Genomic DNA, 25,926 nt, shown 5'->3' on the forward strand with positions numbered 1-25,926 from the left:
AAAGATAGAGCAAATTCACACGATCAGATGTCTCCATCTGATCGTGATTTGCTCTAATGACCGATCGGATTACGACGACAGGGCGTCGAGCCACTTCTCGCGCGACAGCTCGTCGTTTGTCAGGTTCCGAACGCCGCTGTCCTCTTCGTACCAGGGGCCGTTCTGCAGGACCTGGACGGCGAGATTCTCGGGCTGGCCCGGATCGATGTACTTCTTGTCGGCCGGCACCATGTCGGCGGCGGCCGGGTTGGCCGGGCCGTTGCCCATGGCGTTGAACAGAACCAGCTGCTGCTCCGGATCCTGGGCCGAGGCGATGAACTTCATCGCGGTCTCCACACCGGCCGGGTTGCCCTTCGGCACGTTCCACATGCCGGCGGTCACGATGCCGTCCTTCCAGGTCCAGGTCACGTCGCCATTGGTCTCCTGGTTCAGGAGGTTGGCGCGGGTGTGCCAGATGTTGCCCATCACCACTTCGCCGGTGCGGAACAGTTCCTGGCTCTGCGAGCCCGAGCCCCAGGCGATCACGTAGTCCTTGATCTCCTTGAGCTTGGAGACCGCCAGGTCGATGTCGATCGGATAGACCTCGTTCGGCGAGCGGCCGGCGGCCATCATGCAGGCCTCGAGCATGCCGTTCGGCTGCTTGCGCAGGGTGCGGTTGCCCGGGAACTTCTCCAGGTCCCAGAAGTCCTTCCAGCCGGTCGGCTCGGACGACACGGATTTCTTGTTGTAGGTCAGCGCGAAGCTGAACATGTAGTTCGCGCAGCCGTACTCGTAGGCGAACTTCTCCTGCATCTTCGACTTGTCGACGATCGAGTAGTCGATCGGCTCGAGCACGCCCTGCTTCTGCAGGACCAGCGTGGTGCCGGTGCCGGTGTCGCAGACGTCCCAGGTCACCGCACCCGCGTCGACCATCGCCTTGATCTTGGAGCCGAGCGGGCCGGTGCCGTCGATCACGACCTTGTTGCCGGTAGCCTTCTCGAACGGATCGCCGAACGCCTTCTGATAGGCTTCGACCGCCGGGCCGCCCCAGTTCACGACCACGACCTCGGTCGCCGCCTTGGCGGACCCGCCGCCCAGGGTCATGACGGACGTGCCGGCACCCAGGATCGCCATGGCCTGGAGGAAGGTGCGTCGGTCGATCTGCCCCTTCTCCAGCCGCTCCGCCGCGATCTCCACGCAGTCACGGGCGAAGTCGCTGTCTCCGGCGTCCTCGATCTCGGGATAGAGATCCTTTTCGTACAGGGTCTTGGTCAAGGTCATGCCAGGCTCCTCACATTGGCGGCCGGCCCCCTGCCAACCGCGGATTTCTAAAGGTTTCAGCGGTCGCGGACGACCACGGACGCGTCCGGCTCCCAACCGAGCCAGATCGTGTTGCCGATCGACGGCTCGATCTGACAGGTCCAGGCCGGCGTGGTGGCGATCAGTTCGCCCAGCGCCTCGGTCTGCACCTGAAAATGATAGGCCGAGCCGTAGTAGTTGAAGGCGGTGATCTTGCCGGAGACCGCATTGGTCGCCGCCGGCCGCTCGGCCGAGAGCGCGATCTTCTCCGGGCGCAGGGCCACGACGACGTCGCCGTTCACCTTGGTATGTTCGGCCGCCCCGACCTGCACCAGCGGCTGGCCGCCGCAGACATAGGTGAAGGCGCCGTCCTTCTTCTCGCCCACCGTGCCCTGCAGGAAGTTGGATTTTCCCAGGAAGTCGGCGACGAAACGGGTGGCCGGCTTCTCGTAGAGGGCGCCCGGCCGGCCCTGCTGCTCGATCTTGCCGTCACGCAGGATGATGATCGTGTCCGACATGGACAGCGCCTCTTCCTGGTCGTGGGTGACGTAGATGAATGTGGTGCCCAGGCGCTGGTGCAGCGATTTCAGCTCCCATTGCAGGTCGGCGCGCAGCTTCTTGTCCAGCGCCGACAGCGGCTCGTCGAGCAGCAGCAGGTCAGGCTCGAAGACGATGGCGCGGGCGAGCGCGACGCGCTGCTGCTGGCCGCCGGAGAGCTGCGAGGGATAGCGCTCGGCCAGATGGCCCATCTGCACCAGCTCCAGCGCGCTCTTGATCTTCGCCGTGGCATCCGCCTTGGAGACGCCGCGCACCTTGAGCGGGAACCAGATGTTGTCCGCCACGGTCATATGCGGGAACAGGGCATAGCCCTGGAACACCATGCCGAAGTTCCGCTTGTCCGGCGGGAACCGGGTGATGTCCTTGTCGTCCAGCAGGATGCTGCCGCCGCTCGGCTCCACGAAGCCGGCGATCGCCATCAGAATCGTCGTCTTGCCGGAGCCGGACGGGCCCAGCAACGTGAGGAACGATCCGCGCGGAACATCCAGGTCGACACCGTCGACCGCGGCAAGCGATCCATAGACCTTCGAAAGGTTCCGCAATGACAGGGCGTGGCCGCTCCGCGCCCCGGTCGATCCGTCCGGCATGTGTGTGTATCCCTTACTCACCGAATAGCGAGACCGGTATGCTGCGCTTTTAGGCAACAGGCGCGCAAGCCCAAATTTCGAGCATTAACTGCCCAAATATTGATCAATTAGAAATTGATACTTCGCCGGACCGAAGCTTTCCCTGTGTCCGCCATGCACCGCAGACACATTTAGTTGTTTTAGTCTGCGCATAGAAACAGCATAGGCAGCGGGATCGCTGTCCGGCAGGGTGTCGATCAGGAGGCCATCGTAGATCGTATCGCCGCCGAGGAGGACCCCCGTTTCCGCCTCCCACAGGCAGATCGAGCCGGGACTGTGGCCCGGCGTGTGCAGCACCTGGAAGCTGCGATCGCCGAGATCCACCGTGTCGCCCTCGGCCAGCAGCGCGGTCGGCTCCGCCCCGGGGACGCGCCACGTTTCCGGCTGGAACGACGGCGACGGCGAGGCGGCGATCAGCGCGCCCGACACATCGAAGCCGGACTTCCGCAGGTCTTCCTTCCGTTTCTCGCTGTACCCGTCGAAGGAGAGCTGCAGGTCGGCCGGCGGGTTGCGCATCACCTCCGCCTCGGCCGCGTGCATGCGCAGGTCTTCGGCGAACTCGTGGGCCGAGCCGATGTGATCCACATGGGCATGGCTCAGAACGTGCACCACCGGCTTGTCGATGAACGGGTCGAGAAAGCGGCGCAGGCTGCACACACCCATTCCCGCATCCACCAGCAGGTCGCGGTCGCGGCCGCGCACCAGGAACATGTTGGCCCGCAGCAGGCGGGAGACATGCGGCTCCCAGATCCGCAGCACGCCGAGGGGCAGCCATTCGATGGCGAACCAGTTGTCGGCGGTCGGCAGGCGGTCGAAAGTCGGGCCGGGGATGGAACCGGGCAGCATCGCTGTCTCCCTGATCAGGCGAAAAACGGAGGCCGCGAGGAAGGGCGCTTGTCTGGCACAGCGATCCTCGCGAGGATTGGCGGGCGCACAGCATGCCCTCCCTTCCCGCGCAAGCACAGCCGGAGACTTACATGACGAGCCTCGCCGCCGACCTGGTGATGACCAACGGGCGTATCGCCACCATGGATGCGGCCGGTAGCTTCGTGCAGGCGCTGGCGGCGCGCGACGGCCGGATCGTGGCGCTCGGCAACAACGCCGAGGTCAAGGCACTGATCGGGCCGGAGACCAAGGTCGTCGACCTGGGGGGCCGCACCGCCATCCCCGGCATCGTCGACAGCCACAATCACCCCGACGCCTACGCCGCCCGCCTCGCCTCCTGGGAGCTGTTGAGCCCCGACCGGATCCAGAGCCGCGAGGCGCTGCTGGCCCGCCTGTCCGACGTGGCGGCGAGCAAGGGACCCGACGAATGGGTCGCCGGATACCGTCTGAACGAGAACAAGTCCGGCGGCTATCCGACCATCGAGGAACTGGACCAGGCCGCCCAGGGCCGCCCGCTCTTCATCCTGCGCACCGACGGCCATATCGGCCTGGCGAACAGCCGCGCCTTCGCCGAGCTCGGCATCGACGAGACCACCCAACCGCCGGAATTCGGCGCCTTCGACAAGCATCCCGACACCGGCAAGCTGACCGGCATCGTGCGCGAGACGGCGGCCCATCTGTTCCTCGACCGGGTGCATGACGGCGACACGCCGGACAGCATCGCCGCCGGGCTGGAGAAGGTGTTCGCGGAGTGGACATCCTACGGCATCACCTCGGTCTACAACTCGCTGACCCCGTCCAAGGGCATCCGCGCCTACCAGATGATGAAGGACCAGGGCCGCCTGAACATGCGGGTCGGCATCATCGCCTCGGGCCGCGAGGCGGGCCTCGTGGAATCGCTGACCGCGGCAGGCATCCGCTCCGGTTTCGGCGACGACTGGGTGCGGATCATCGGCGTCGAGTGGTGCCCCGACTGTTCCACCTCCGGCCGCACCGCCGCCTACTACGAGCCCTATGTCGGCAAGAAGATCAAAGGCGAGCCGGAGCCGAATACCGGCGTCCTGCTGTACGAGCTGGAGGACCTGAAGCGCCGGGCGCTGGCCGCCCACAAGGCCGGGCTGCAGGTGATGATCGAGGGCGTGGGCGACCGCGGCATCGATTTCGCGCTGGACGCCATCGAGTACTGTCTGGAGCAGCACCCGATAGAGGACCACCGGATGCGGGTCGAGCATTGCTGCTACGTCACCCCACCCCTTCAGGAGCGCCTGAAGAAGCTCAGCGTGATCGACAGCTCGGCCACCGGCTTCATGTACGACCTGGGCGACGCCTATATCGCCAACCGCGGCCAGCAGGCCATGGCCCGCATGTGGCCGCACCGCGCGATGATCGACGCCGGGATCCCCGCCCCCGGCCACTCCGACGCCATGGTCTGTCAGGCGAACCCGTTCCTGGCGCTGTGGTCGATGGTCAACCGCATGTCGGATACCGGCGGCGACCTGGACGCCTCCCAGGCGATCACCCCGACCGAGGCGCTCAACGCCTATACCTGGCTCGGCGCCCATTCCGGCCGCGAGGAACACCTGAAGGGCTCGCTGGAAATCGGCAAGCTGGCCGACGTCGCGGTGCTCGACCGAGACTATTTCTCGATTCCGACCGAAGAGATTCGCGAAGTGCAGGTCGACATGACGGTCATAGGCGGTAGAGTCGTCCACCAGCGTTGAGTGAAATCCCCCGAAATCTTTGGGGGGTGACCGAGTCGCTTTCGCCGTCGTAGCCTGACGCGACGGAGCATTTTGTATGCAATCCCCCGCAGAAGAGGGGACCCCGCGTCATCGGGATGCGGGTCCGGGAAAGGAAAACGAGAAGGGCCATGTCCGACATTCGATATCTGGCGCCGCAGACGCTCGACGATGCGATCGCCCAATACGCCGCGGCCGAGGGCGCCGCGCGCATTCTCGCCGGCGGAACCGATCTTCTGGTGCAGATGCGCTCCGGCCTCCTGAAGCCGAGCACCATCCTCGACGTGAAAAAGATCCCGGAACTGACGGCGATCGAGAGGACCGCCGATGGCGGCTTCAAGATCGGCGCCGCCATCTCGGGCGCAGCCCTCGAGGAGGACCCGGACTTCGGCAAGGCCTGGCCGGGCGTGTTGGAGGCGCTGAACCTGATCGGCTCCACCCAGGTGCAGGGCCGCGCCTCCATGGGCGGCAACCTGTGCAACGGATCGCCGGCCGGCGATGCGGTCCCCGCCCTGGTCGCGGCCGGTGCCGTGGCGACGATCAAGGGACCGAACGGCAGCCGTGAGCTCAAGGTCGAGGACGTGCCCGCCGGGCCCGGCAAGACCAACCTGAAGCCGGGCGAGATCCTCGTCAGCTTCACCTTCCCCGCACGTCCCAAAGGGTCGAGCGACGCCTATCTGCGGATGATCCCGCGCACGGAGATGGACATCGCCGTGGTCGGCGTCGGCGTCAGCCTGACCCTGGAGGGGGGCACCTGCACTGCCGCCCGCGTCGGCCTGGGCGCCGTCGCCCCGACCGTGCTGCTCGTGGAGGACGCCGCCAAGGCGCTGATCGGCAGCACGCTCGACGATGCCGCGATCGAGAAGGCCGCCGCCGCCTGCTCTGCGGCCTGCAACCCGATCGACGACAAGCGCGGGACCATCGCTTACCGAACAAAGGTGGCCGGCGTGCTGCTCAAACGCACGACCGCAATCGCCGCCGAACGCGCCGGGAGGACCTGATACCAATGGCGAAGATTCACGTTTCCACCACCATCAACGGCGAGCCGACCGAGTTCCTGTGCGACGCGGCGGACAGCATGCTGGACGCGCTGCGCGACACGCTCGGCCTCACCGGATCCAAGGAAGGCTGCGGCACGGGCGACTGCGGCGCCTGCAGCATCACCCTGGACGGCCGGCTGGTCTGCTCCTGCCTGATGCTCGCGGCCGAGGCCGACGGGCACGAGATCGAGACGATCGAGGGCATGGCCGCGCCCGACAAGCTGCACCCGCTGCAGCAGAAGTTCCTGGAATCCGCCGCCCTGCAGTGCGGCATCTGCACCCCGGGCATGCTGGTGGCGGCCAAGTCGCTGCTGGAGCGCAACCCGAATCCGACCGAAACCGAAGTCCGTTTCTGGCTCGCCGGCAACCTGTGCCGGTGCACCGGCTACGACAAGATCGTCCGCGCGGTCATGGAGACCGCCGCCGACATGCGGGAGGCTGCCCGATGAACGACCAGAGCAACAAATGGATCGGTAAGCGCACCGTCCGTCCCGACGGAGCCGACAAGGTCACCGGCCGCGCCGCCTATGCGGCCGACGCCACCATGCCCGGGATGATCTGGGCCAAGGTGCTGCGCAGCCCGCATCCCCATGCGACCATCAAGTCGATCGACACCTCCAAGGCCGAGGCGCTGCCGGGCGTGAAGGCGGTGGCCACCGCCGCCGACTTCGTCGACTTCCCGGTCGACACGCCGGTGCCGCTCGGCATCCAGGACATGCGCTGGATGAGCCGCAACATGCTGGCCAAGGAAAAGGTCCTGTTCCACGGCCATCCCATCGCCGCCGTCGCCGCGATCAACGAGGAGATCGCCGCCGAGGCCTGCGCGCTGATCGAGGTCGAGTACGACGTCCTGCCCTTCGCCATCGAGATCGACGATGCCATCGCCAAGGACGCGCCGATCCTGCACGACTTCATGAAGTTCGACGGCAAGCCGTCCAACATCGCCGGCACCCTGGAGCACACCCTTGGCGACGTCGATGCCGGCTTCGCCGAGGCCGACGTGGTCATCGAGCGCAGCTTCACCACCAGGCCGGTGCACCAGGGCTATATCGAGACCCATGCCTGCGTGGTCAGCGTCGCCCCCGACAACCGAACCACGATCTGGAGCTCCAGCCAGGGCCAGTTCATGGTCCGGGCGATGACCGCCTATCTCACCGGCATCCCGCAATCCAACATCAAGGCCATCCCGGCCGAGATCGGCGGCGGATTCGGCGGCAAGACCATCGTCTATCTGGAGCCGGTCGCCACCATCCTGTCGAAGAAGTCCGGCCGTCCGGTGAAGATGGTCATGACCCGCGAAGAGGTCATGCGCGCCACAGGCCCGACCTCGGGCTCCAAGAGCACGGTCAAGATCGGCGCCAAGAAGGACGGCACCATCGTCGCCGGCCAGGGCACCTTCTACCTGCAGGCCGGCTGCCTTCCGGGCTCGCCGATCCGCGGGGCGGCGGGCTGCGCCTTCGCGCCGTACGACATCAAGAACGTGCATTCCTTCGGCTACGACGTGGTGTCCAACCGCTCCAAGGTCGCCGCCTACCGCGCCCCGGGTGCCCCGATCGGCGCCTTCGCGGTGGAAAGCGTGCTGGACGAGTTGGCCGTCGAGCTCGGCATGGATCCGCTGAAGCTGCGGCTGAAGAACGCCGCCAAGGAAGGCACCAAGGCGGCCCACGGCCCGACCTATCCGCGCATCGGCTATGCCGAAACCGTCGAGGCGGCGCTGAAGAGCGAGCACTACAACACGCCGCTCACCGGCAAGTTCCAGGGCCGGGGCGTGGCCTCGGGCTACTGGTTCAATGCCGGCGGCGAGTCGAGCGCCCAGGTGAACATCACCGAGGACGGCAACGTCGTGGTGACCACGGGCCACCCGGATATCGGCGGCTCGCGGGCGTCCATCGCCAACATCACCGCCGAGCTTCTGGGCATCAACTACGACCAGGTGTCGGTGCAGATCGGCGATACCGCGTCCATCGGCTACAGCAACCTCACCGGCGGCAGCCGCGTGCTGTTCGCCTCGGCCATGGTGGTCACCGAGTCGACTGAGCAGGTGATCGAGCAGCTCAAGGGCCGGGCCGCCAAGATCTGGGGCATCGATCCGTCCCAGGTGGTCTGGGAGGGCGGCGAAGCGCGTCCGATGGGCGAGCACAGCGCCAACTTCCCCTCCATGTCCCTGGAGGAGCTGGCCGCCAAGGCGAACGCCACCGGCGGCCCGATCGGCGCCGGCAGCCAGAGCAACACCGTCGGTGCCGAGGGTGGCTTCGCCACCCATGTCTGCGACGTCGAGGTGGATGTCGATCTCGGGATCGTGCGCGTGCTCCGCTACACCTGCTTCCAGGATGTCGGCCGGGCGATCCATCCGAGCTACGTGGAAGGCCAGCTCCAGGGCGGCGTCGCCCAGGGGATCGGTTGGGCGCTGAACGAGGAGTACATCTACAACAAGAAGGGTCAGGTCGATAATCCGGGCTTCCTCGACTACCGGATGCCGGTCTGTTCCGACCTGCCGATGCTCGATTGCGGCATCATCGAGATCCCGAACCCGAAGCACCCGCAGGGTGTGCGCGGCGTCGGCGAGGTGCCGCTGGTACCGGGCCCGGCCGCCGTCCGCAACGCCGTGCACGACGCGCTCGGCATCTGGATCGACGATCTGCCGCTGTCGCCGCCGAACGTCCTGGCGGCGATCGACGCCAACAGCAGCCTGCAGGCCGCGGAGTAACCCACACCGCTATCGGGCGTGCCGGCATTGACCGGCACGCCACGGTTCCGAAGGACCGGCCGCCGCGCTCATCATCGAGCCGGCGGCCGTTTCCTTTTCAGCTCTCCAAAGACTGCTGGATGATCGACAGGGCGCGGCGATCCGACCCAATGGCCCTAAGACTCCGTCCATGGTAGAACGGGAATTATAAGAAAAAGACCGGCGGAATCCATGTCTTCAAATCCCCTGCCCACGTCGGGTTTTGATGTCCCGCCTTGGTTTTACGCCGATCTATCGGCCGCGGTCTGCCATCCGACTTTGCGTGACCTGCTGCAGCACTGGGAATCCCTGAAAGACGGCGGCGACCTGCCGAAGGCGAGCCGGATCGATCCGCTGAACCTGCGCCCGCATCTCGGCGACCTGTTCATGGTCCGCGTCGACCATGAGGGCCAGACTTTCACCTATTCCCTGATCGGCACCCGGATCACCGATATCCTGGACCGCGACACGACAGGCCGCAGGGTCGAGGAAACCTTTCCCGCCGGCCATCCGGTGCTCGACGTCTACAAGCTGATCTATCAGCGGCGCGTGCCGGTGCGCACGCACGGCCAGCTGAACTGGGTCGATAAGGACTACAAGCGCTTCGAGAGCCTCATGATGCCGCTCGTCGATGACGCCGGCACGGTGATCAAGATCCTGGGGGCGGCGATCTATTTCTCCGACCCCTGACCACCGGCCGGACGAGGGCCGTACCGGCGTCCTACCCCTTCATGTGGTCCGACAGCTCGTTCAACAACCGCATGACCTCGTGGGAGGCGTCGGCCGCCTCGCCGACCAGGTGGGTCGCCCGGTCGAGATCCCCGGTGGCGAAGGCCTGGGCCGCCTCGATGCCGCAGCGATGCACCCGCTGATGCGGCGCCATCAGTGCCTTCCAGGCGGGCTGGCCGGTCAGACGCGGATCCTTCTGGGCGTCGTACCACTTGCCGAGGCGGCAGCTGTGATGATCGGCCAACTCGTCGGCCCGCAGCACCTCGCGGCCGACCAGCATCTGCGCCAGGCGGCGCATCCAGATCATGTGGTCGGACTTTGCGGCATGGATGGTCGCGTTCGGCACGCCGGCCTTCACGAAGCCGTCGATCGCCTGGGCGATGGTCGGTCCGGTTTTCTCGAGCAGGCCGATCGTGTTGTCGATCATATAGACGTTGCGGGCGCTCATGTCGGCGATGACGGTGACCCCCTCGGAGATCTCCTCCGTCGCGGTCTGCTGTTCGCCGAGGATCTGGGAGACCTCACCCATGCTGCGGGTGACCGAGCCGATGCGCTCGGCCAGGTTCTCCATCTCCCGGCCCACGGTCTGGATCGTACCGCGCCCCTCCTCGACCCGCTCCGCGCCGGAGCGCATCACGCCGACGATCTCCTCCATGTCGCCGCGGATTCCGGAGATCCGCTCGCGGATGTCGACGGTGGCGCTGGCGGTCTGGTTGGCGAGCGTCTTGACCTCGCTGGCGACCACCGCGAACCCCTTGCCCGCGTCGCCGGCCCGCGCGGCCTCGATGGTGGCGTTCAGGGCCAGCAGGTTGGTCTGCTTGGCGATGCTTTCGATGGTGGAGACGATGTCGCCGATGGCGACCGAGGCCTCGGCCAGCGCATCGACCTTCTGCACGGCGGACTGAACCACCTCGAACACGCTCTCCATGGCGTCGACCGCCTGGCCCGCCGCGACCCGGCCGCTGTCGGACACCGTGGCCGCCTCGGTCGCCTCGTCCGTCGCGCTCTGGGTGGTGTGGCTGATGGTCTGCACGGTGACCGTCAACTCCTCCACCGCCGAGGCGATCGACTGGGAGCGGTTGTCGACCTCGCGCAGCGAACTCATCATTTCCGACGTCTTGCGCACGCCGTCGCTGGCGGCGATCGACATGTCGACCCAGCGCTCCAGCCGGCCTTCGGCCTCGGTGTCGGAGCCGGCGAGCCGTAGGATCTTCTGGCCGATCTCCCCGCCCCGTTGCGCCACCAGGTCCCGGTTGCCGGCGAGCATTGCGTCGATCAGATCCTCGGTCGACAGGGACTCGTTGGCTTCCGCAACGCTCATAATCCGGGCTCCGAATTTCCTGGGATCAGACGACTGCTTCGACCTTGGCGCAGAGCGGTTTAAAATTCATTAAGGACGATGGGGTCAATCGGGACCGCCGCGCCGCCAATAGCCCGCGCAGGAAACCCGGCCGGCCGCCAGCCCTCGCTCCTCCCGGAACATGGTCCGCAGCCGACGCGCCGCCTCCGCCTCGCCGGCGAACCAGACGGATGCCGCACCCGACACCGGCAGCTTGACCGCCGTCATCGCCGCGCTCAGCGCCGCCTCGTCACCCACCACCCACTCGACGGCCACGCCGTCGGGACTAGCGATGTCCATACGGGCGTCGGCATGGCGCAGCCCGATCACGGCGCGCCCCCGGGCCCCTTGCGGCCGGTTCTCCAGGATGCGGGCGATGGCCGGCAGGGCGGTCTCGTCGCCGCCGATCAGCAGCCAGTCGCTCTCTGGGAAATAGCCGCCGCCCGGGCCGATCACGCCGACCCGCGCACCAGGCTCGACGTCTTCCGCCCAGTCGGCGACGGCTCCGCCGGCGTGGCGGACCACATCCACATCGATCTCGCCGCTTTCGGGCCGGATCGCCCGGATGGTGTAGACCCGGACGGTGAGCGCATCCTCGCCCTCGGGAAGGGCCACCGACCCGGACCGCGCACGCCGCGGCCAGACCGGCGCCCGGCCGCGCGGCGGCACCAGAAGCCGGATATGCAGTCCGCGCTCCGCGAAGGCGGCCATGTCCCGGCCCCGCAGGGTCAGGCGGATCATCCAGGGGCTGACCGGCCGGCGCTCGACCACCTGCATCTCCCGGAAATTGGCCGGCAGCGTCTCCTCGCGGTCGTGGCCGCGCCAGACCATGCGCTCGGCCAGTTCCGGATCATGGGCGGTCAGATAGTGGGAGACGGTCTCCTGCAGCACCTCCAGCCCGCCGACATCCCCGCTTTCGACCCGGACGCGCAGATCCTTGCCGCGGGCGCGGATGTGGAACGAGCCGTAGGGGCTGCGGAACTCCACCGCCTCGGCCGTGCGCAGGACCGGCAGGAGATCGTGCTGGGCCAGGTGCGCCACCTGGCTGTCCAGCCAGGCCCCGGCCCCGTCGAGGGACAGGGTCAGTTCGGCTTGCAGGCGGTCGGTCACGGCGCGGCTCCCGAGGGTCGGTTGGATCGGCTCTATTTATAATGCAACTCATTCGCATTAATAAATACGGAGTCAACCGAAACCCCAACAAAAAGGGCGCCCACCGGCTGGTGAGCGCCCTTCCGTCTTGGTCCCCGCCTCAGCCGGCCGGTGTCGGCTGGGGTGTTTCGTCCGGTCTGCCGCCCGGCGTCTCGTCCGGCCTGTCCGACTGCGGCGGCTCGGAACGGCGCCTGGAGAACAGCCGCATGACCAGCACGAAGAACAGCGGTACGAAGAAGATCGCCAGCACGGTGGCCGAGATCATCCCGCCCATGACGCTGGTGCCGATCGCCTGACGGCTCGCGGCACCCGCACCCGTGCTGATCGCCAGCGGCAGCACGCCGAGGGTGAAGGCCATGGAGGTCATGATGATCGGCCGGAAGCGCTGGCGCGCGGCCTCCACCGTCGCATCCAGCAGGTCCATGCCGTCGTCGTACAGCTCGCGGGCGAACTCCACGATCAGGATGGCATTCTTCGCCGACAGACCCACCGTGGTCAGCAGGCCGACCTGGAAATACACGTCGTTCGGCAGCACCCGGAGATGGGCCGCCGCCACCGCACCGAACACCCCGAGCGGCACCACCAGCATCACCGAGACCGGAATGCTCCAGCTCTCGTACAGGGCGGCCAGGCAGAGGAACACCACGAGCAGAGAAATCGCGTAGAGCATCGGCGCCTGATCGCCCGACATCCGCTCCTCGTAGGACAGGCCGGACCACTCGTATCCGACACCGTCGGGCAGGTTCTGAGCGATCTCCTGCATCGTCTGCATGGCCACGCCGGAGCTGACACCCGGCGCTGCCTGGCCCTGGATCTCGACCGAGGACGCGCCGTTGAAGCGCTCGAGCCGGGGCGACCCGTAGGTCCATTCCGAGGTCGCGAAGGCCGAGAACGGCACCATCTCGCCGAAGCTGTTGCGGACATACCAGCGGTCTAGGTCGTCCGGCATCATACGGAAGGGCGCGTCGGCCTGCAGGTAGACCTTCTTGACCCGACCGTCCTCCATGTAGTCGTTCACATAGGAGGCACCCCAGGCGGTCGAGAGCGTGGTGTTGATGTCGGCGATGGACAGCCCGAGCGCGCTGGCCTTCTCGTGGTCGACATCCACCCGGAACTGCGGTGTGTCGGAGAAGCCGTTCGGCCGCACCTGGGTGACGGTGTCTTCCTGTGCCGCCATGCCCAGGAGCTTTCCGCGGGCCTGCATCATCACGTCATGGCCGACACCGCCGCGGTCGACGAGTTGGAACTCGAAACCGGTGGCATTGCCCAGCTCGATGATGGCCGGCGGCGTGAAGGCGAAGATCTGCGCCTCGCGCACCTGGGACAGGGCGCCATAGGCCCGGCCGACGATGTCGGCGACCGGGTCCGGACGCTCGTCCCAGTGCTTCAGATTGATGAAGGCGATACCCGCATTCTGGCCGCGCCCGCTGAAACTGAAGCCGGCGACGGTGAACAGGCCGTTCACGTTGCGCTTCTCGTCCTCCAGGAAGTGCTTCTCGACCTTTTCCAGCACCTCGATGGTCCGCTCCTGGCTGGCGTTGTCCGGCAGCGAGATCATCGAGAACATGATGCCCTGGTCCTCGTTCGGCAGGAACGAGGTCGGCAGGCGCAGGAACAGCAAGGCGAGCCCGCCGACGATCAGCAGATAGACCAGTCCGTAGCGCCACTTGCGGCCGACCACATGGCCGACGCTGTTCTGGTAGAACCGGTTGGTCCAGTCGAAGCCGCGGTTGAACCAGCCGAACGGGCCGGTCTTGCTGCCGTGACCGTCCTTGGCCCGCAGCATCGAGGCGCAGAGGGCCGGCGTCAGCACGATGGCGACGATCACCGACAGCACCATCGACGACACGATGGTGATGGAGAACTGGCGATAGATCGCGCCGGTCGAGCCCCCGAAGAACGCCATCGGCACGAACACCGCCGACAGAACCATGGCGATGCCGACCAGCGCGCCGGTGATCTGCGACATCGATTTCTTCGTCGCCTCGCGCGGGCCGAGCCCGTCCTCGTGCATCACGCGCTCGACGTTCTCCACCACGACGATGGCATCGTCCACCAGCAGGCCGATGGCCAGCACCATGCCGAACATGGTCAGGGTGTTGATGGTGAAGCCGAAGGCCGCCAGCACGCCGAAGGTGCCGAGCAGAATGACCGGCACGGCGATCGTCGGGATCAGGGTGGCGCGGATGTTCTGCAGGAACAGGAACATCACCACGAAGACCAGCCCGATCGCCTCGAACAGGGTGTAGACCACCTCCTCGATCGAGATCTGGACGAACGGCGTGGTGTCGTAGGGGTAGACGACCTCGAGCCCGGCCGGGAAGAACGGCTGCAGCTCGCGGATCTTGGCGCGCACCCCATCGGCGGTATCCAGGGCGTTCGCCCCCGAGGCCAGGTTGAGGCCCATGCCGACCGCCGCCCGGCCGTTATAGCGCGCGACCGTGTCGTAGGAGGCGGCACCGATCTCCACCCGGGCGAGATCCTTCAGGCGCACCTGGGCGCCGTCGGTGTTGACCCGAACCAGGATGTTGCCGAATTCCTCCGGTGTCTCCAGCCGCGTCTGGGCGATCAGGGTGGCGTTGATCTGCTGTCCCGGAACGGCCGGCGCGCCGCCGATCTGACCGGCGGAGATCTCGGCGTTCTGGGCGGTGATGGCGCTGCGCACCTCGGAAATGGTGATGCCGTAGCTCTGCAGCTTGGCCGGGTCGAGCCAAATCCGCATGGCGTGCTCGGAGCCGAACAGGCGCACGGAGCCCACGCCTTCGACGCGGCTGATCGGATCGCGGACGTTGTCGGCGATGTAATTCGCGATGTCGCTCTGCGGCATGTCGAGGTCGGAGACGAAGCCGAGCACCATCAGGAAGCTGCCGCTGCTCTTCGCCACCCGGATGCCCTGCTCGACAACGCTCTCCGGGAGGAGAGAGGTGGCGAGCTGCAGCTTGTTCTGGGTCTGCACCTGGGCGATGTCCGGATCGGCTTCCGGATTGAAGGTCAGCGTGATCGTCGCCGTACCGCTGCTGTCGCTGGTCGACTTGATGTAGCGCAGGTGATCGAGACCGGTCATCTGCTGCTCGATGATCTGCGTCACCGAGTTCTCGAGCGTGCTCGCCGAGGCGCCGGGATAGGTCGCCGTGATCGTCACCGTCGGAGGGGCGACGGACGGGTACTGCTCGATCGGCAATTGCAGGATCGAGAGCCCGCCCGCGAGCATGATCACGATGGCGATGACCCAGGCGAAGACCGGGCGGTCGATGAAGAAGCTAGCCATTTGAAGACTCTCGGTTCGGCGTTCAGCTCTGCGCCTTGCTCTGGGCGGCCGGCGTGGGCTTCTGAACCTCCACCGGAGTGACCTGGGCGCCGGGGCGGATGCGCTGCAGCCCGTCGACCACGACCCGCTGGCCGTCGTTCAGCCCCTTGTCGATCAGCCAGTCCTTGCCGGCGGCGTCGACGATATGGACCTTGGCCTGGGTGACCGTGCTGTCCTCACCGATGACATAGACGTAGGGATCGCCCATTTCGTTGAAGCTGACGGCTGCCTGGGGCACCAGGAAACCGCGCTCGACCACGCCCTGATTGACCATGCCGTGGACGAACATGCCGGGCAGCAGCTCGCGGTCCGGGTTGGGGAACACGGCCCGCAGCCGCACCGATCCCGTGGTCTCGTCCACGGTCACTTCTGAGAACTGCATGGTCCCCTGCTGCTCGTACTCCAGGTCCACGGCATCGAGGATCAGGGTCACCGGCAGCTCTTCCTTGCTGCCCAGCACCCGCTCGCCGGTCCGGAACATCTGGCGCAGGCGCAGCAGCGCCGCACTCGACTGGGTGAAGTCCACGTTGATCGGGTCGAGCTGGGTGATTGTGGCGAGCGGCTCCGCCTGCCCGGCGGTGACCAGCGCGCCCTCGGTGATCGAGGACCGGCCGATCTGGCCGCCGATCGGTGCCAGCACCTCGGTGTAGCCGAGACTGATCTTGGCGGCGTCGAGCGCCGCCTGCGCGGCAGCGACGCTGGCCCGGTTCTCCTGCTCCTCGGCGACCACGTCGTCATAGGCCTGGCGGCTGACCGCGTTGGTCTTCACCAGGCTCTCGTAACGACGCAGCTTCGTGCGGGTCGAGTTCAGGGTCGCCGACGCCCGCGCCAGCTCGGCCTCGGCCATCTTGACCTCGGCCTCATAGACGGCGGCATCGATCTGATACAACGGTTGGCCGGCCTCGACGGTCGACCCCTCCGCGAACAGGCGCTTGGTCACGATCCCGTCGACCTGGGGCCGCACCTCGGCCATGCGGAAGGCGACGACGCGGCCGGGCAACCGGGCCGTTAGATCGACCGTTTCGGCCTTCACCGTGGTGAAGCCGACCTGGGCCGGCGGACGGGCCGCGGGCGCGGAGGAAGACTGCTGCTCCTCCTCGCAGGCGACGAGAGCGACGGCCGCCAGCAGGACGGCACAGAGACGTGTCAGGAAAACCTTCGGCACAGTCGAAATCCTTGTGCGTGAAATCGCATCCGTAGGCGGCGGTCCCGGCATGCGGGATTGCGCCATGGATCATTTGTGTACTATCTAGTACATATTGCATCGCACAACAAGAAAGATGTGCGGCCGACACCGCACGAAGGAGGATCCCCCGTCGATGTCCTGCTCCAAGGAAGACGGCAAGAAGCCCACGCGCGGAGAAATCCGTCGGCGCGCCCTCGTGGATGCCGCCTGGTCGCTGGTCAAGGAGAGCGGGATCGAGGCGATCACCCTCGACGAGATCATCGCCCGCGCCGGCGGTTCCCGGGCCACCATTTATTCCGCGTTCGGCGACAAGAACGGGCTGATCAAGGCTGCGGTCGGGGAAAACTGCTCGGCCTTCGCCGAACAGATGATGGAGATGCTCGACGACTGCGAGGAGCCGGCCGTCAGTCTGACCCGCCTGGCGTCTAATCTGGTCGGCCATATCTGGACGCCAGAGGCGACCCGGATCTTCGGCAGCTTCCTGACCGAGGGCGACCGGTTTCCCCAGGTGATCGATGCCTTCCTGCAGAACGGACCGGACCGTCTGCACCGTCGCCTCGCCCGGTACCTCGCCGAGTCGCCCGCCCGCAGTGCGGCGCCGGTCGAGGATCCGGAAGCCGCGGCGAAGCTGTTCCTCGACACCCTTCACGGCGACTGGCTGATCGGCTCCCTCGGCGGCCGACCGCCCCGCAATCCGGACACGCCCGAGACCAGGCGGTGGATCCGCTACGTCGTCGCCCGGACCCTGAACCTGCCGATCGACGCCGTTCCCCTCACCGCTCCGGGATAAGCCCCTTCGGCGCGAACCGCATCACCAGCAGCAGGATCGCCCCCATCAGCAGGTAGCGGGTATAGGCCGCCCCCATCATCAGGTGCGCCCCGATGGCGGAATCGTCCGGCAGCGGGGCGGTGACCGTCGCCATGAACCAGTTACCGAGCGGCTCGGCCTCGACCCACAGGAACCAGATCACGAAGCCGCCGAGCACGGCGCCCCAGTTGTTGCCGGAGCCGCCCAGGATCACCATCACCCAGATCAGGAAGGTGAAACGCAGCGGGATGTAGCTGGTCGGGGTGAGCTGGCCGTCCAGGGTCGCCAGCATGGCACCGGCGATGCCGCAGGTGGCGCAGCCCAGGACGAACACCTGGAGATGGCGGGCCTTCACGTCCTTGCCCATGGCCTCGGCGGCGTCGCGGTTGTCGCGGATCGCCCGCATCATCCGGCCCCAGGGCGATTTCAGCGCCCGCTCCGCCAGCCACATGACGATGGCGAGCACGACGATGAACAGCAGCCCGTAGCAGAACTTGACGAACAGGCTGGAGGCCTCGTTGATGTCCGTCGCCCCCAGGGACGTCGCGAGATCGACGAACCACTGGGTATCGACCAGGTCGACCTCGTAGGGCACCGGGCGCGGGATGCCGGTGACGTTCTTCACGCCGCGCGACAGCCACTCCTCGTACTTGATGATGGCGATGATGATCTCGGAGATGCCGAGGGTCGCGATGGCCAGATAATCGGCCCGCAGCCCCAGCGCGATCTTGCCGATCAACCACCCTGCCCCGGCCGCGACCACGCCGCCCAGCGGCCAGGCCAGCAGCACCGGCATGCCGAGACCGCCGAGATAGCCGGACAGGGCCGGGTCGATCGACTCGATCCGGTCGGTCGCCGGCAGGAAGAACACTCCGATCAGGAAATAGCCGGCGACCACCAGGATCGCGGTAACCAGCATCCGGAAGGCCGGCGGCACCATCCGTCGGGCCAGGACGATGCCGACAACCGTGGCGACGAGACACAGGAACGACAGCGCCAGATCGCCGCCGGCCACGGCCCAGGCCTCCTGCACCGGCGGCATGGACACCAGCACGGCGGTCAGCGCGCCGAGCGCGGTGAAGCCCATGATCCCGACATTGAACAGCCCGGCATAGCCCCACTGCATGTTCACGCCGAGCGCCATCACAGCGGAGATCAGGCACAGATTGAAGATGCCGAAGGCGACGTTCCAGCTCTGGAAGAAGCCGACGCCGATCAGCACCAGCAGCATGAGGCCGTACAGGAAGACCACGCGCCGGGTCATATGACTTTCCCCCGGATGATGCCGGTCGGTCGCACCAGCAGCACGACCACCAGGATGACGAAGGAGACCGCGAACTTGTAATCGGTCGACAACAGCTGGACCAAACCGTCCGGCGCCCAGCCGTCCGGGCCGAGATAGGCCAGGAACCGCTTGAAGGCATAGGTCACCGTGACTTCCGAGAACGCGACGATGAAGCCGCCGAGCACCGCGCCCACCGGCTGGCCGATGCCGCCGAGGATGGTGGCGGCGAAGATCGGCAGCAGGATCTGTAGGAAGATGAACGGCTTGTAGGTCTTGTCGAGGCCGTAGAGCGTGCCGGCGATGCAGGCCAGCGACCCGGCGATGATCCAGGCGATCAGCACCACCCGCTCCGGGTTGATGCCGGACAGCAGGGCCAGATCCTCGTCGTCGGAATAGGCGCGCATCGCCTTGCCCGAGCGGGTCTTCTGCAGGAACCAGAACAGGAAGGCGACGACGATCAGGGTGACGACGACGGTCACCACCTGGGTCTGCTTGATGGCGATCCCCTGGTCCCAGCCGGTCAGTTTCTTGAAGTCGCCGTAGCTGATCAGGAACCGTTCGCCATCGGCGAAACTGTGGTCGTCGGGGCCGATCACGATGCGGATGATGCCGGCCATCATGAACATCACGCCCACCGAGACGATGGCGAAGACGATCGGGTTCGCCCGTTTCTTTCGGTAGAAGCGGAAGACGAACCGGTCGGTCAGCACCGCCATGGCGACGGTCGCCAGGATACCCGCCGGCAACGCCAGCAGCGCCGTCGGCAGCGGGCCGAGGCCGATCCCGTTCATCTGCAGCAGCCAGGTCACCAGGATGGTCACCATGGCGCCGAAGGACATCAGCTCGCCGTGGGAAAAGTTGGCGAAGCGCAGGATGCCGAAGATGATCGTCACCCCGAGCGCGCCGAGCGCGAGCTGCGCGCCATAGGCGGTGGCCGGGACGATGACGAAGTTCGCGAGCAGCGCGAAGGCGTTGGCGATCTCCATCTCTCAGCCCCCCAGGAACGAGCGGCGGACTTCCTCGTTCGCCAGTAGCGCCTCGCCGGTATCGGTGAAGCGATTGGTGCCCTGGACCAGGACGAAGCCGTGATCGGCGATCTCCAGCGCCTGCCGGGCGTTCTGCTCGACCATCAGGATGGCGATGCCGGTCTTGGCGATCTCGACGATGCGGTCGAACAGCTCGTCCATGACGATCGGCGACACGCCGGCGGTCGGCTCGTCCAGCATCAGCAGCCGCGGCTGGGTCATCAGCGCCCGGCCGACGGCGACCTGCTGACGCTGGCCGCCGGACAGCTCGCCGGCCGGCTGGTTGCGTTTCTCGGCGAGGATCGGGAACAGCTCGAACACCTGTTCCTTGGATTGGGAGATGTCGTCGTCGCGGATGAACGCGCCCATCTCCAGGTTCTCTTCCACGCTCAGCGAGACGAAGACGTTACGGTTCTGCGGCACGAAGCCCATGCCGACCCGCACCCGCTCCTGGGGTGCGAGGCCGGTGATGTCGGTGCCGTCGAACACCACGCTGCCCTCGCGCAGGTTCAGCATGCCGAACACCGCCTTCATCGCGGTCGACTTGCCGGCACCGTTCGGGCCGACGACCACGGCGATCTCGCCGCGTTCCACCCGCAGCTCGCAGTCGGTGATGATATCGGCGCCGCCATATCCGCCGGTCATGCCGGTTGCAGCCAGGAAACTCATGCCTCCGACACCCGCTTGTGCTTGCGCCCGGTGCCCAGATAGGCCTCGATGACGTCCTCGTTGTTCATGACCTCGTCGGTCGTCCCCTGGGTCAGCAGCCGGCCCTCGGCCATGACGATGACCGGATCGCAGAGCCGGGCGATGAAATCCATGTCGTGCTCGATCAGACAGAAGGTGTAGCCGCGCTCCTGGTTCAGGCGCTGGATCGAGCGCGCGATCGTCTGCAGCAGCGTGCGGTTCACGCCGGCGCCGACCTCGTCCAGGAACACGATCTTAGCGTCGACCATCATGGTGCGGCCGAGTTCGAGCAGCTTCTTCTGGCCGCCGGACAGGTTGCCGGCGAGTTCGTTTTCCAGATGCGGGATCTCCAGGAACTCGATCACCTCGCGGGCGCGCTCGCGCACCCGGTTCTCGACCTCGCGCACCTTGGCGAAGTTGAACCAGGTATGGCGCAACTCCTCGCCCGGCTGTTCGCCCGGCACCACCATCAGGTTCTCCAGCACGGTCAGGCTGGAGAATTCGTGGGCGATCTGGAAGGTGCGCAGCAGGCCCTTGTGGAACAGCTCGTGCGGCTCCAGCGCGGTCACGTCCTCGCCGTCGAGGAAGATCGTCCCCGACGAGGGCGGGAAATGCCCTGCGATGATGTTGAACAGCGTGGTCTTGCCGGCCCCGTTCGGGCCGATCAGGCCGGTAATCGACCCCTGCGCGATCTCCAGCGAGACCCCGTCGACCGCGCGGATGCCACCAAAGTTCTTGGTGACGTTCTCAACTCTGATCATTCAGCAAATCCGAAATCGGAGAACGGTCGGACCGAAGCCCGACCGTCCCCTTGTCGTTGCCGACCGCCAGGCGGTCAGTGGTAAGACACCGTCTTCCAGGCGCCGCCCTCGATGATGGTCTCGCGGAAGCTGCCGGCGGACTCGCCCGGGCCGATCAGCTCCAGCGCGGTGCCGCCGACATAGTCGATGTCACCGCCATCGGCGAGGATCTTCAGGGCCTTGGCCAGCTCGCCCGGATAGATCTTCTCGCCCGGGGCGTTGGCGACCTTCTCGACATGGTCCTTGTAGACCGCGCTGTCGGTGCTGCCGGCGGACTGCATGGCGAGCAGCAGGACGGCGGCGGCGTCATAGGCCTCCGGGACGTACGGGTCGTCGCCCTTGAAGCCCTTCTTGCCGCCGAGTTCGGCCAGCATCTTCGCGCCCGGGCTGTCGGTGCCCGGGTTGGTGCCGATCGAGCCGTCGATGGCGTCCCCGAAATTCTCGGTCAGCGACTCGCCGACCATGCCGTCCGGCAGCAGGAACGTGTCGAACGCGCCGGTGTCCAGCGCGGCCTGGATCATGCCCTTGCCGCCCTGGTCGAGGTAGCCGGCCACGATCAGGAGTTCACCGCCGGCCGAGGCCAGGGTGGCGACTTCGGCCGAGTAGTCGGCCTTGCCGTCCTCGTGAGCGGCGACGGCGGTGATCTGGCCGCCGGTCTTCTCGAAAGCCGCCTGAATGGCGTCGGCGAGACCCTTGCCGTAGTCGTTGTTGGTGTAGGTCAGCGCCGCCGACTTGACCCCCTTGGACGACAGGATCTTGCCGATGATCTCGCCCTGGCGGGCGTCGGACGGGGCGGTGCGGAAGAACAGGCCGTCATCCTCGATCGTGCTCAGCGCCGGCGAGGTCGCGGACGGCGAGATCATGACGATGCCGTTCGGACGCACGATGTTGTTCAGGACCGCGGTGGTCGCGCCCGAGCAGGTCGCGCCGACGATGCCGACGACACCTTCCGACGTGATCAGCCGGTCGGCCGCGGCCGTGGCGGCCGACGCGTCGATGCAGGTGCTGTCACCGCGCACCGAGACGACCTTCTTGCCGCCCAGGAACAGGCCGCTGTCGGAAATCTCCTGGATCGCCGCCTCTCCGCCAAGCGCCATCGGCTTGACCAGCGACTCCGTCGGGCCGGTGAAGCCCTGAAGCATACCGACTTTGACTTCTTCCTGAGCGTGCGCTGCGGTGGAGAACACCGCCGCACACAGCAACGGTAGCAAACGTTTCATGGTCGTTTCCCCTTGTTGGATGCCAAGTTTCTGGTCTGCCCCACTATACATTTGTGGGCTGCGACAGCAATCGAAGCGACATACACACCCGACGCCGCGGCGTCGGGGAGAGGGGCCTCGTAATACGTTTCGCCATTGCGATATAACCTCCTAAGGTACCTTCGGACGCTGCAACCATCTGGATAGTCATGTCGATCAAGGCCGCGATCCACCACCTCACCCATTACCGCTACGACCGCCCGGTCAGCCTGGGCCCGCAGATCATCCGCCTGCGCCCGGCCCCCTACAGCCGGACCCGGGTGATCTCGCATTCGCTCAAGGTCACGCCGGATACGCACTTCGTGAACCACCAGCAGGATCCCTACGGCAACTGGCTGTCCCGCTTCGTGTTTCCCGAGCCGGTCCGCGAACTGAAGATCGAGGTCGATCTCGTCGCCGACATGACGGTCTACAACCCGTTCGACTTCTTCGTGGAGGAGAGCGCCTCGGAATGGCCTTTCGCCTATCCCGAGGAGCTGAGCGACGATCTGTCGATCTATCTGCGCCCCGAGCCGATCGGCCCGCGGATCGAGGCGTTCTTGAAACGCCTCGACCGGTCGCAGACGGGCACCGTGGACTTCGTCGTCGACCTGAACCGGCAGGTGTCTGAGGCGGTGAAATACCTGATCCGCATGGAGCCGGGCGTGCAGACGCCGGAGGAGACCCTGGAGCTGGCGAGCGGGTCGTGCCGGGATTCCAGCTGGCTGCTGGTCCAGGTACTGCGTCACCTGGGCTTCGCCGCTCGCTTCGTGTCCGGGTATCTGATCCAGCTCAAGCCGGATCTGGTCGCCCTGGACGGCCCGGCGGGGACCGATCACGACTTCACCGACCTGCACGCCTGGGCCGAGGTGTATCTGCCGGGCGCGGGCTGGATCGGCTTGGACCCGACCTCAGGCCTGCTGACCGGCGAGAGCCACATTCCGCTCGCCGCCTGCCCGCACTACCGCAACGCGGCGCCGATCTCCGGCATGGCGAGTGCCGCCAATGTGGATTTCGCCTTCGACATGTCGGTGCGGCGGGTGGCCGAGCATCCCCGCATCACCAAGCCGTTCTCCGAAGAGGCCTGGGAGGCCCTCGACACCCTGGGCGAGAAGGTCGACCGCGACCTGAGCGAGGGCGACGTGCGCCTGACCATGGGCGGCGAGCCGACCTTCGTGTCGATCGACGAGTTCGAGTCCGAGGAATGGAACACCGCCGCCGTCGGCCCGATGAAGCGCGGCCTGGCCGACGTGCTGATCCGCCGGCTGCGCCAGCGGTTCGCGCCGGGGGGTTTCCTGCATTACGGCCAGGGCAAGTGGTATCCGGGCGAGACCCTGCCGCGCTGGACCTTCTCCCTGTACTGGCGGCGCGACGAGCGGCCGATCTGGCGCGATCCCGACCTGATCGCCGGCGAGACCGAGACGCTGGATGCCGGCCCGAAGGAAGCCGAGGCGCTGCTGAAGGCGATCGCCGAGAACCTCACCATCGAGCGCGACTATGTCGTCCCCGCCTTCGAGGACCCGGCGGAATGGGTGCTGAAGGAGGCCAATCTTCCGGAGAACGTGACACCGGAGAACTCCAAACTGCGCGACGCCGAGGAACGCCACCGCATCGCCCGGGTGTTCAGCCGCGGCCTGACAGAGCCGGCCGGCTACGTCCTGCCGGTGCAGAGCTGGCAGTCCCGGTCACGCGAGACGCGGCGCTGGCAGTCGGAACTCTGGAAGCCCCGCCGCGGGCATGTGTTCCTGGTACCCGGCGACAGCCCGGTCGGGTTCCGCCTGCCGCTCGGCGCCCTGCCCTATGTGCCGCCGTCGCAGTACCCTTACGTCAACATCGCCGACCCCTGGGAGACCAAGGGTCCGCTGCCCGATTTCGACGCGGAGCGCGGACCGGGCGAAGCCGCCGCCGAGGAGGCGGCGCCGCATCAGGCCCGCGCCTCCTTCACCCCCGGCAGCCACGTCCAGAACGTGATCGAGCAGAAGGTCGGGGAGATCGGCGGGGCGGTGCGTACCGCCATCGCGGTGGAGCCGCGCGACGGCCGGCTGTGCGTGTTCATGCCGCCGGTCGAACGGGCCGACGACTATCTCGACCTGATCGACGCGGTGGAGCGCGCCGCCGCCCAGGTCGGCGTGAAGGTCCATATCGAGGGCTACGCGCCGCCGACCGACCCGCGCCTGAACGTGATCCGCGTCGCCCCGGACCCCGGCGTGATCGAGGTCAACGTCCATCCGGCCGCGAGCTGGAAGGAGTGCGTGGCGATCACCCAAGGCGTCTACGAGGAGGCGCGCCAATCCCGCCTCGGCGCCGACAAGTTCATGATCGACGGCAAGCATACCGGCACCGGCGGCGGCAACCACGTGGTGGTCGGCGGCGCCAACCCGGAGGACAGCCCGTTCCTGCGGCGGCCGGACCTGCTGCGCTCGCTGATCCTGCACTGGCAGCGCCATCCGAGCCTGTCCTACCTGTTCTCGGGCCTGTTCATCGGCCCGACCAGCCAGGCGCCGCGCATCGACGACGCCCGCCACGACACGCTCTACGAGTTGGAGATCGCGCTCGGCCAGATCCCGCATCCGGACAGCGGCACGCCGCCGGCGCCGTGGCTGGTCGACCGGCTGCTGCGCAACATGCTGACCGACGTCACCGGCAACACCCACCGTTCGGAGATCTGCATCGACAAGATGTACTCGCCGGACGGCCCCACCGGCCGGCTGGGGCTGGTGGAATTCCGCGGCTTCGAGATGCCGCCGGATCCTCGCATGAGCCTGGCCCAGCAGCTTCTCCTGCGCGCCCTGATCGCCCGGTTCTGGAAATCGCCGATCGGCGGCACCTTCACCCGCTGGGGCACCACCCTGCTCGACCGGTTCATGCTGCCCCACTTCGTGTGGTCGGACTTCATGGACGTTCTGCAGGACCTGCGTCTGAACGGCTTCGACTTCCGCTCCGAGTGGTACGAGGCGCAGGCCGAATTCCGATTCCCGTTCTGCGGCGAGGTCGAATACGAGGGCGTGCACCTGGAACTGCGGCAGGCGCTGGAGCCCTGGCACGTGTTGGGCGAGACCGGCGCGATCGGCGGCACCGCCCGCTACACCGACAGCTCGACCGAGCGCCTGCAGGTGAAGCTGACGGCGCTGGACCCCGGGCGCTATGTGGTGACCTGCAACCAGCGGCGCATGCCGCTGCACGGCACCGAGAGCAGCGGAGTCGCGGTCGGCGGCGTCCGGTTCAAGGCCTGGAAGCCGGCCATGGCCATGCACCCGGTGATCCCGGTCCACGCCCCCCTCACCTTCGACATCTACGACACCTGGTCGGGGCGGGCACTGGGCGGCTGCGTGTACCACGTGGCGCATCCGGGCGGGCGCAACTACGAGACCTTCCCGGTCAATGCCAACGAAGCGGATGCGCGCAGGCTCGCAAGGTTCGAGTATCATGGTCATACGCCGGGGGGCTATGTTCCGGCACCTGAGATGACTCACCCCGAGTTCCCCTTGACCCTCGACCTGAGACGCGCCGCCGGAACCTGAT

19 protein-coding genes are annotated in these 25,926 nt (G+C 66.8%); 7 read left to right on the plus strand and 12 right to left on the minus strand.

Translation table 11 applies throughout. The annotated features are described in order from the left end of the window. Positions 1-69: 69 nt before the first annotated feature. The 3 genes from G578_RS0101065 to G578_RS0101075 all read right to left on the minus strand — a co-directional run bounded on the left by G578_RS0101065 (position 70) and on the right by G578_RS0101075 (position 3,308). Positions 70-1,260: an ABC transporter substrate-binding protein gene (locus G578_RS0101065; RefSeq protein WP_028792685.1), complete on the minus strand. Its 1,191-nt coding sequence runs from the start codon at positions 1,258-1,260 to the stop codon at positions 70-72. 56 nt (positions 1,261-1,316) lie between these two features. Then, positions 1,317-2,423, minus strand: a complete 1,107-nt coding sequence (locus tag G578_RS0101070; protein ID WP_038012989.1) for an ABC transporter ATP-binding protein — start codon at positions 2,421-2,423, stop codon at positions 1,317-1,319. 84 nt (positions 2,424-2,507) lie between these two features. Continuing rightward, positions 2,508-3,308: an MBL fold metallo-hydrolase gene (locus G578_RS0101075; RefSeq protein WP_051243483.1), complete on the minus strand. Its 801-nt coding sequence runs from the start codon at positions 3,306-3,308 to the stop codon at positions 2,508-2,510. A gap of 131 nt (positions 3,309-3,439) precedes the next feature. Between G578_RS0101075 and G578_RS0101080 the strand changes: the two genes are divergently transcribed. The 5 genes from G578_RS0101080 (at position 3,440) to G578_RS24055 (ending at position 9,541) form a co-directional block, all read left to right on the plus strand. Further along, the gene (locus tag G578_RS0101080; protein ID WP_028792688.1) at positions 3,440-5,068 is read left to right on the plus strand and encodes an amidohydrolase; all 1,629 of its coding nucleotides are present in this window, start codon (positions 3,440-3,442) and stop codon (positions 5,066-5,068) included. A 149-nt stretch (positions 5,069-5,217) separates the two neighbouring features. Then, a complete protein-coding gene (locus tag G578_RS0101085; protein WP_093149982.1) occupies positions 5,218-6,087 on the plus strand; it encodes an FAD binding domain-containing protein in 870 nt (289 codons plus the stop codon). Positions 6,088-6,092: 5 nt separating this feature from the next. Further along, on the plus strand, positions 6,093-6,575 hold the full coding sequence (locus G578_RS0101090; RefSeq protein ID WP_028792690.1) for a (2Fe-2S)-binding protein: 483 nt from the start codon (positions 6,093-6,095) through the stop codon (positions 6,573-6,575). Next, positions 6,572-8,833 carry a xanthine dehydrogenase family protein molybdopterin-binding subunit gene (locus G578_RS0101095; protein ID WP_028792691.1) on the plus strand — a complete coding sequence of 754 codons (2,262 nt, stop codon included), beginning with the start codon at positions 6,572-6,574 and terminating at the stop codon, positions 8,831-8,833. Before G578_RS0101090 ends, G578_RS0101095 begins: the two co-directional genes overlap by 4 nt. Positions 8,834-9,130: 297 nt before the next feature. Further along, a complete protein-coding gene (locus G578_RS24055; RefSeq protein WP_051243486.1) occupies positions 9,131-9,541 on the plus strand; it encodes a PAS domain-containing protein in 411 nt (136 codons plus the stop codon). A gap of 31 nt (positions 9,542-9,572) precedes the next feature. On the opposite strand, the gene G578_RS24060 is transcribed toward G578_RS24055, so the two are convergent. The 4 genes from G578_RS24060 to G578_RS24075 all read right to left on the minus strand — a co-directional run bounded on the left by G578_RS24060 (position 9,573) and on the right by G578_RS24075 (position 16,540). Continuing rightward, entirely contained in the window at positions 9,573-10,901 is a 1,329-nt protein-coding gene (locus tag G578_RS24060) for a methyl-accepting chemotaxis protein (protein WP_051243489.1), read from the minus strand. Between the two features lie 84 nt (positions 10,902-10,985). Then, complete coding sequence (locus tag G578_RS24065; protein ID WP_051243493.1) at positions 10,986-12,029, minus strand: siderophore-interacting protein; 1,044 nt, start codon at positions 12,027-12,029, stop codon at positions 10,986-10,988. A 139-nt stretch (positions 12,030-12,168) separates the two neighbouring features. Next, entirely contained in the window at positions 12,169-15,336 is a 3,168-nt protein-coding gene (locus tag G578_RS24070; protein ID WP_084618597.1) for an efflux RND transporter permease subunit, read from the minus strand. Between the two features lie 22 nt (positions 15,337-15,358). Beyond that, positions 15,359-16,540, minus strand: coding sequence for an efflux RND transporter periplasmic adaptor subunit (locus G578_RS24075; RefSeq protein ID WP_245565534.1), 1,182 nt, complete (start codon positions 16,538-16,540; stop codon positions 15,359-15,361). 154 nt (positions 16,541-16,694) lie between these two features. Between G578_RS24075 and G578_RS24080 the strand changes: the two genes are divergently transcribed. Beyond that, the gene (locus G578_RS24080; protein ID WP_051243496.1) at positions 16,695-17,351 is read left to right on the plus strand and encodes a TetR/AcrR family transcriptional regulator; all 657 of its coding nucleotides are present in this window, start codon (positions 16,695-16,697) and stop codon (positions 17,349-17,351) included. On the opposite strand, the gene G578_RS0101130 is transcribed toward G578_RS24080, so the two are convergent. From G578_RS0101130 to G578_RS0101150, 5 genes are all read right to left on the minus strand, one after another. Further along, positions 17,335-18,633 (minus strand): branched-chain amino acid ABC transporter permease, encoded by a 1,299-nt coding sequence (locus G578_RS0101130; RefSeq protein WP_028792692.1) that lies wholly within the window; start codon positions 18,631-18,633, stop codon positions 17,335-17,337. The genes G578_RS24080 and G578_RS0101130 overlap by 17 nt on opposite strands. Beyond that, on the minus strand, positions 18,630-19,640 hold the full coding sequence (locus tag G578_RS0101135) for a branched-chain amino acid ABC transporter permease (RefSeq protein ID WP_028792693.1): 1,011 nt from the start codon (positions 19,638-19,640) through the stop codon (positions 18,630-18,632). The genes G578_RS0101130 and G578_RS0101135 overlap by 4 nt, the downstream gene beginning before the upstream one ends. 3 nt (positions 19,641-19,643) lie before the next feature. Beyond that, positions 19,644-20,348: an ABC transporter ATP-binding protein gene (locus tag G578_RS0101140; RefSeq protein WP_028792694.1), complete on the minus strand. Its 705-nt coding sequence runs from the start codon at positions 20,346-20,348 to the stop codon at positions 19,644-19,646. Beyond that, on the minus strand, positions 20,345-21,127 hold the full coding sequence (locus G578_RS0101145; protein ID WP_028792695.1) for an ABC transporter ATP-binding protein: 783 nt from the start codon (positions 21,125-21,127) through the stop codon (positions 20,345-20,347). Before G578_RS0101145 ends, G578_RS0101140 begins: the two co-directional genes overlap by 4 nt. A 74-nt stretch (positions 21,128-21,201) precedes the next feature. Then, on the minus strand, positions 21,202-22,386 hold the full coding sequence (locus G578_RS0101150) for an ABC transporter substrate-binding protein (RefSeq protein ID WP_028792696.1): 1,185 nt from the start codon (positions 22,384-22,386) through the stop codon (positions 21,202-21,204). A 188-nt stretch (positions 22,387-22,574) separates the two neighbouring features. Between G578_RS0101150 and G578_RS0101155 the strand changes: the two genes are divergently transcribed. Then, complete coding sequence (locus G578_RS0101155; protein ID WP_028792697.1) at positions 22,575-25,925, plus strand: transglutaminase family protein; 3,351 nt, start codon at positions 22,575-22,577, stop codon at positions 25,923-25,925. Position 25,926 lies beyond the last annotated feature (1 nt).

Source organism: Thalassobaculum salexigens DSM 19539 (assembly GCF_000423805.1).
Lineage (GTDB): Bacteria > Pseudomonadota > Alphaproteobacteria > Thalassobaculales > Thalassobaculaceae > Thalassobaculum > Thalassobaculum litoreum.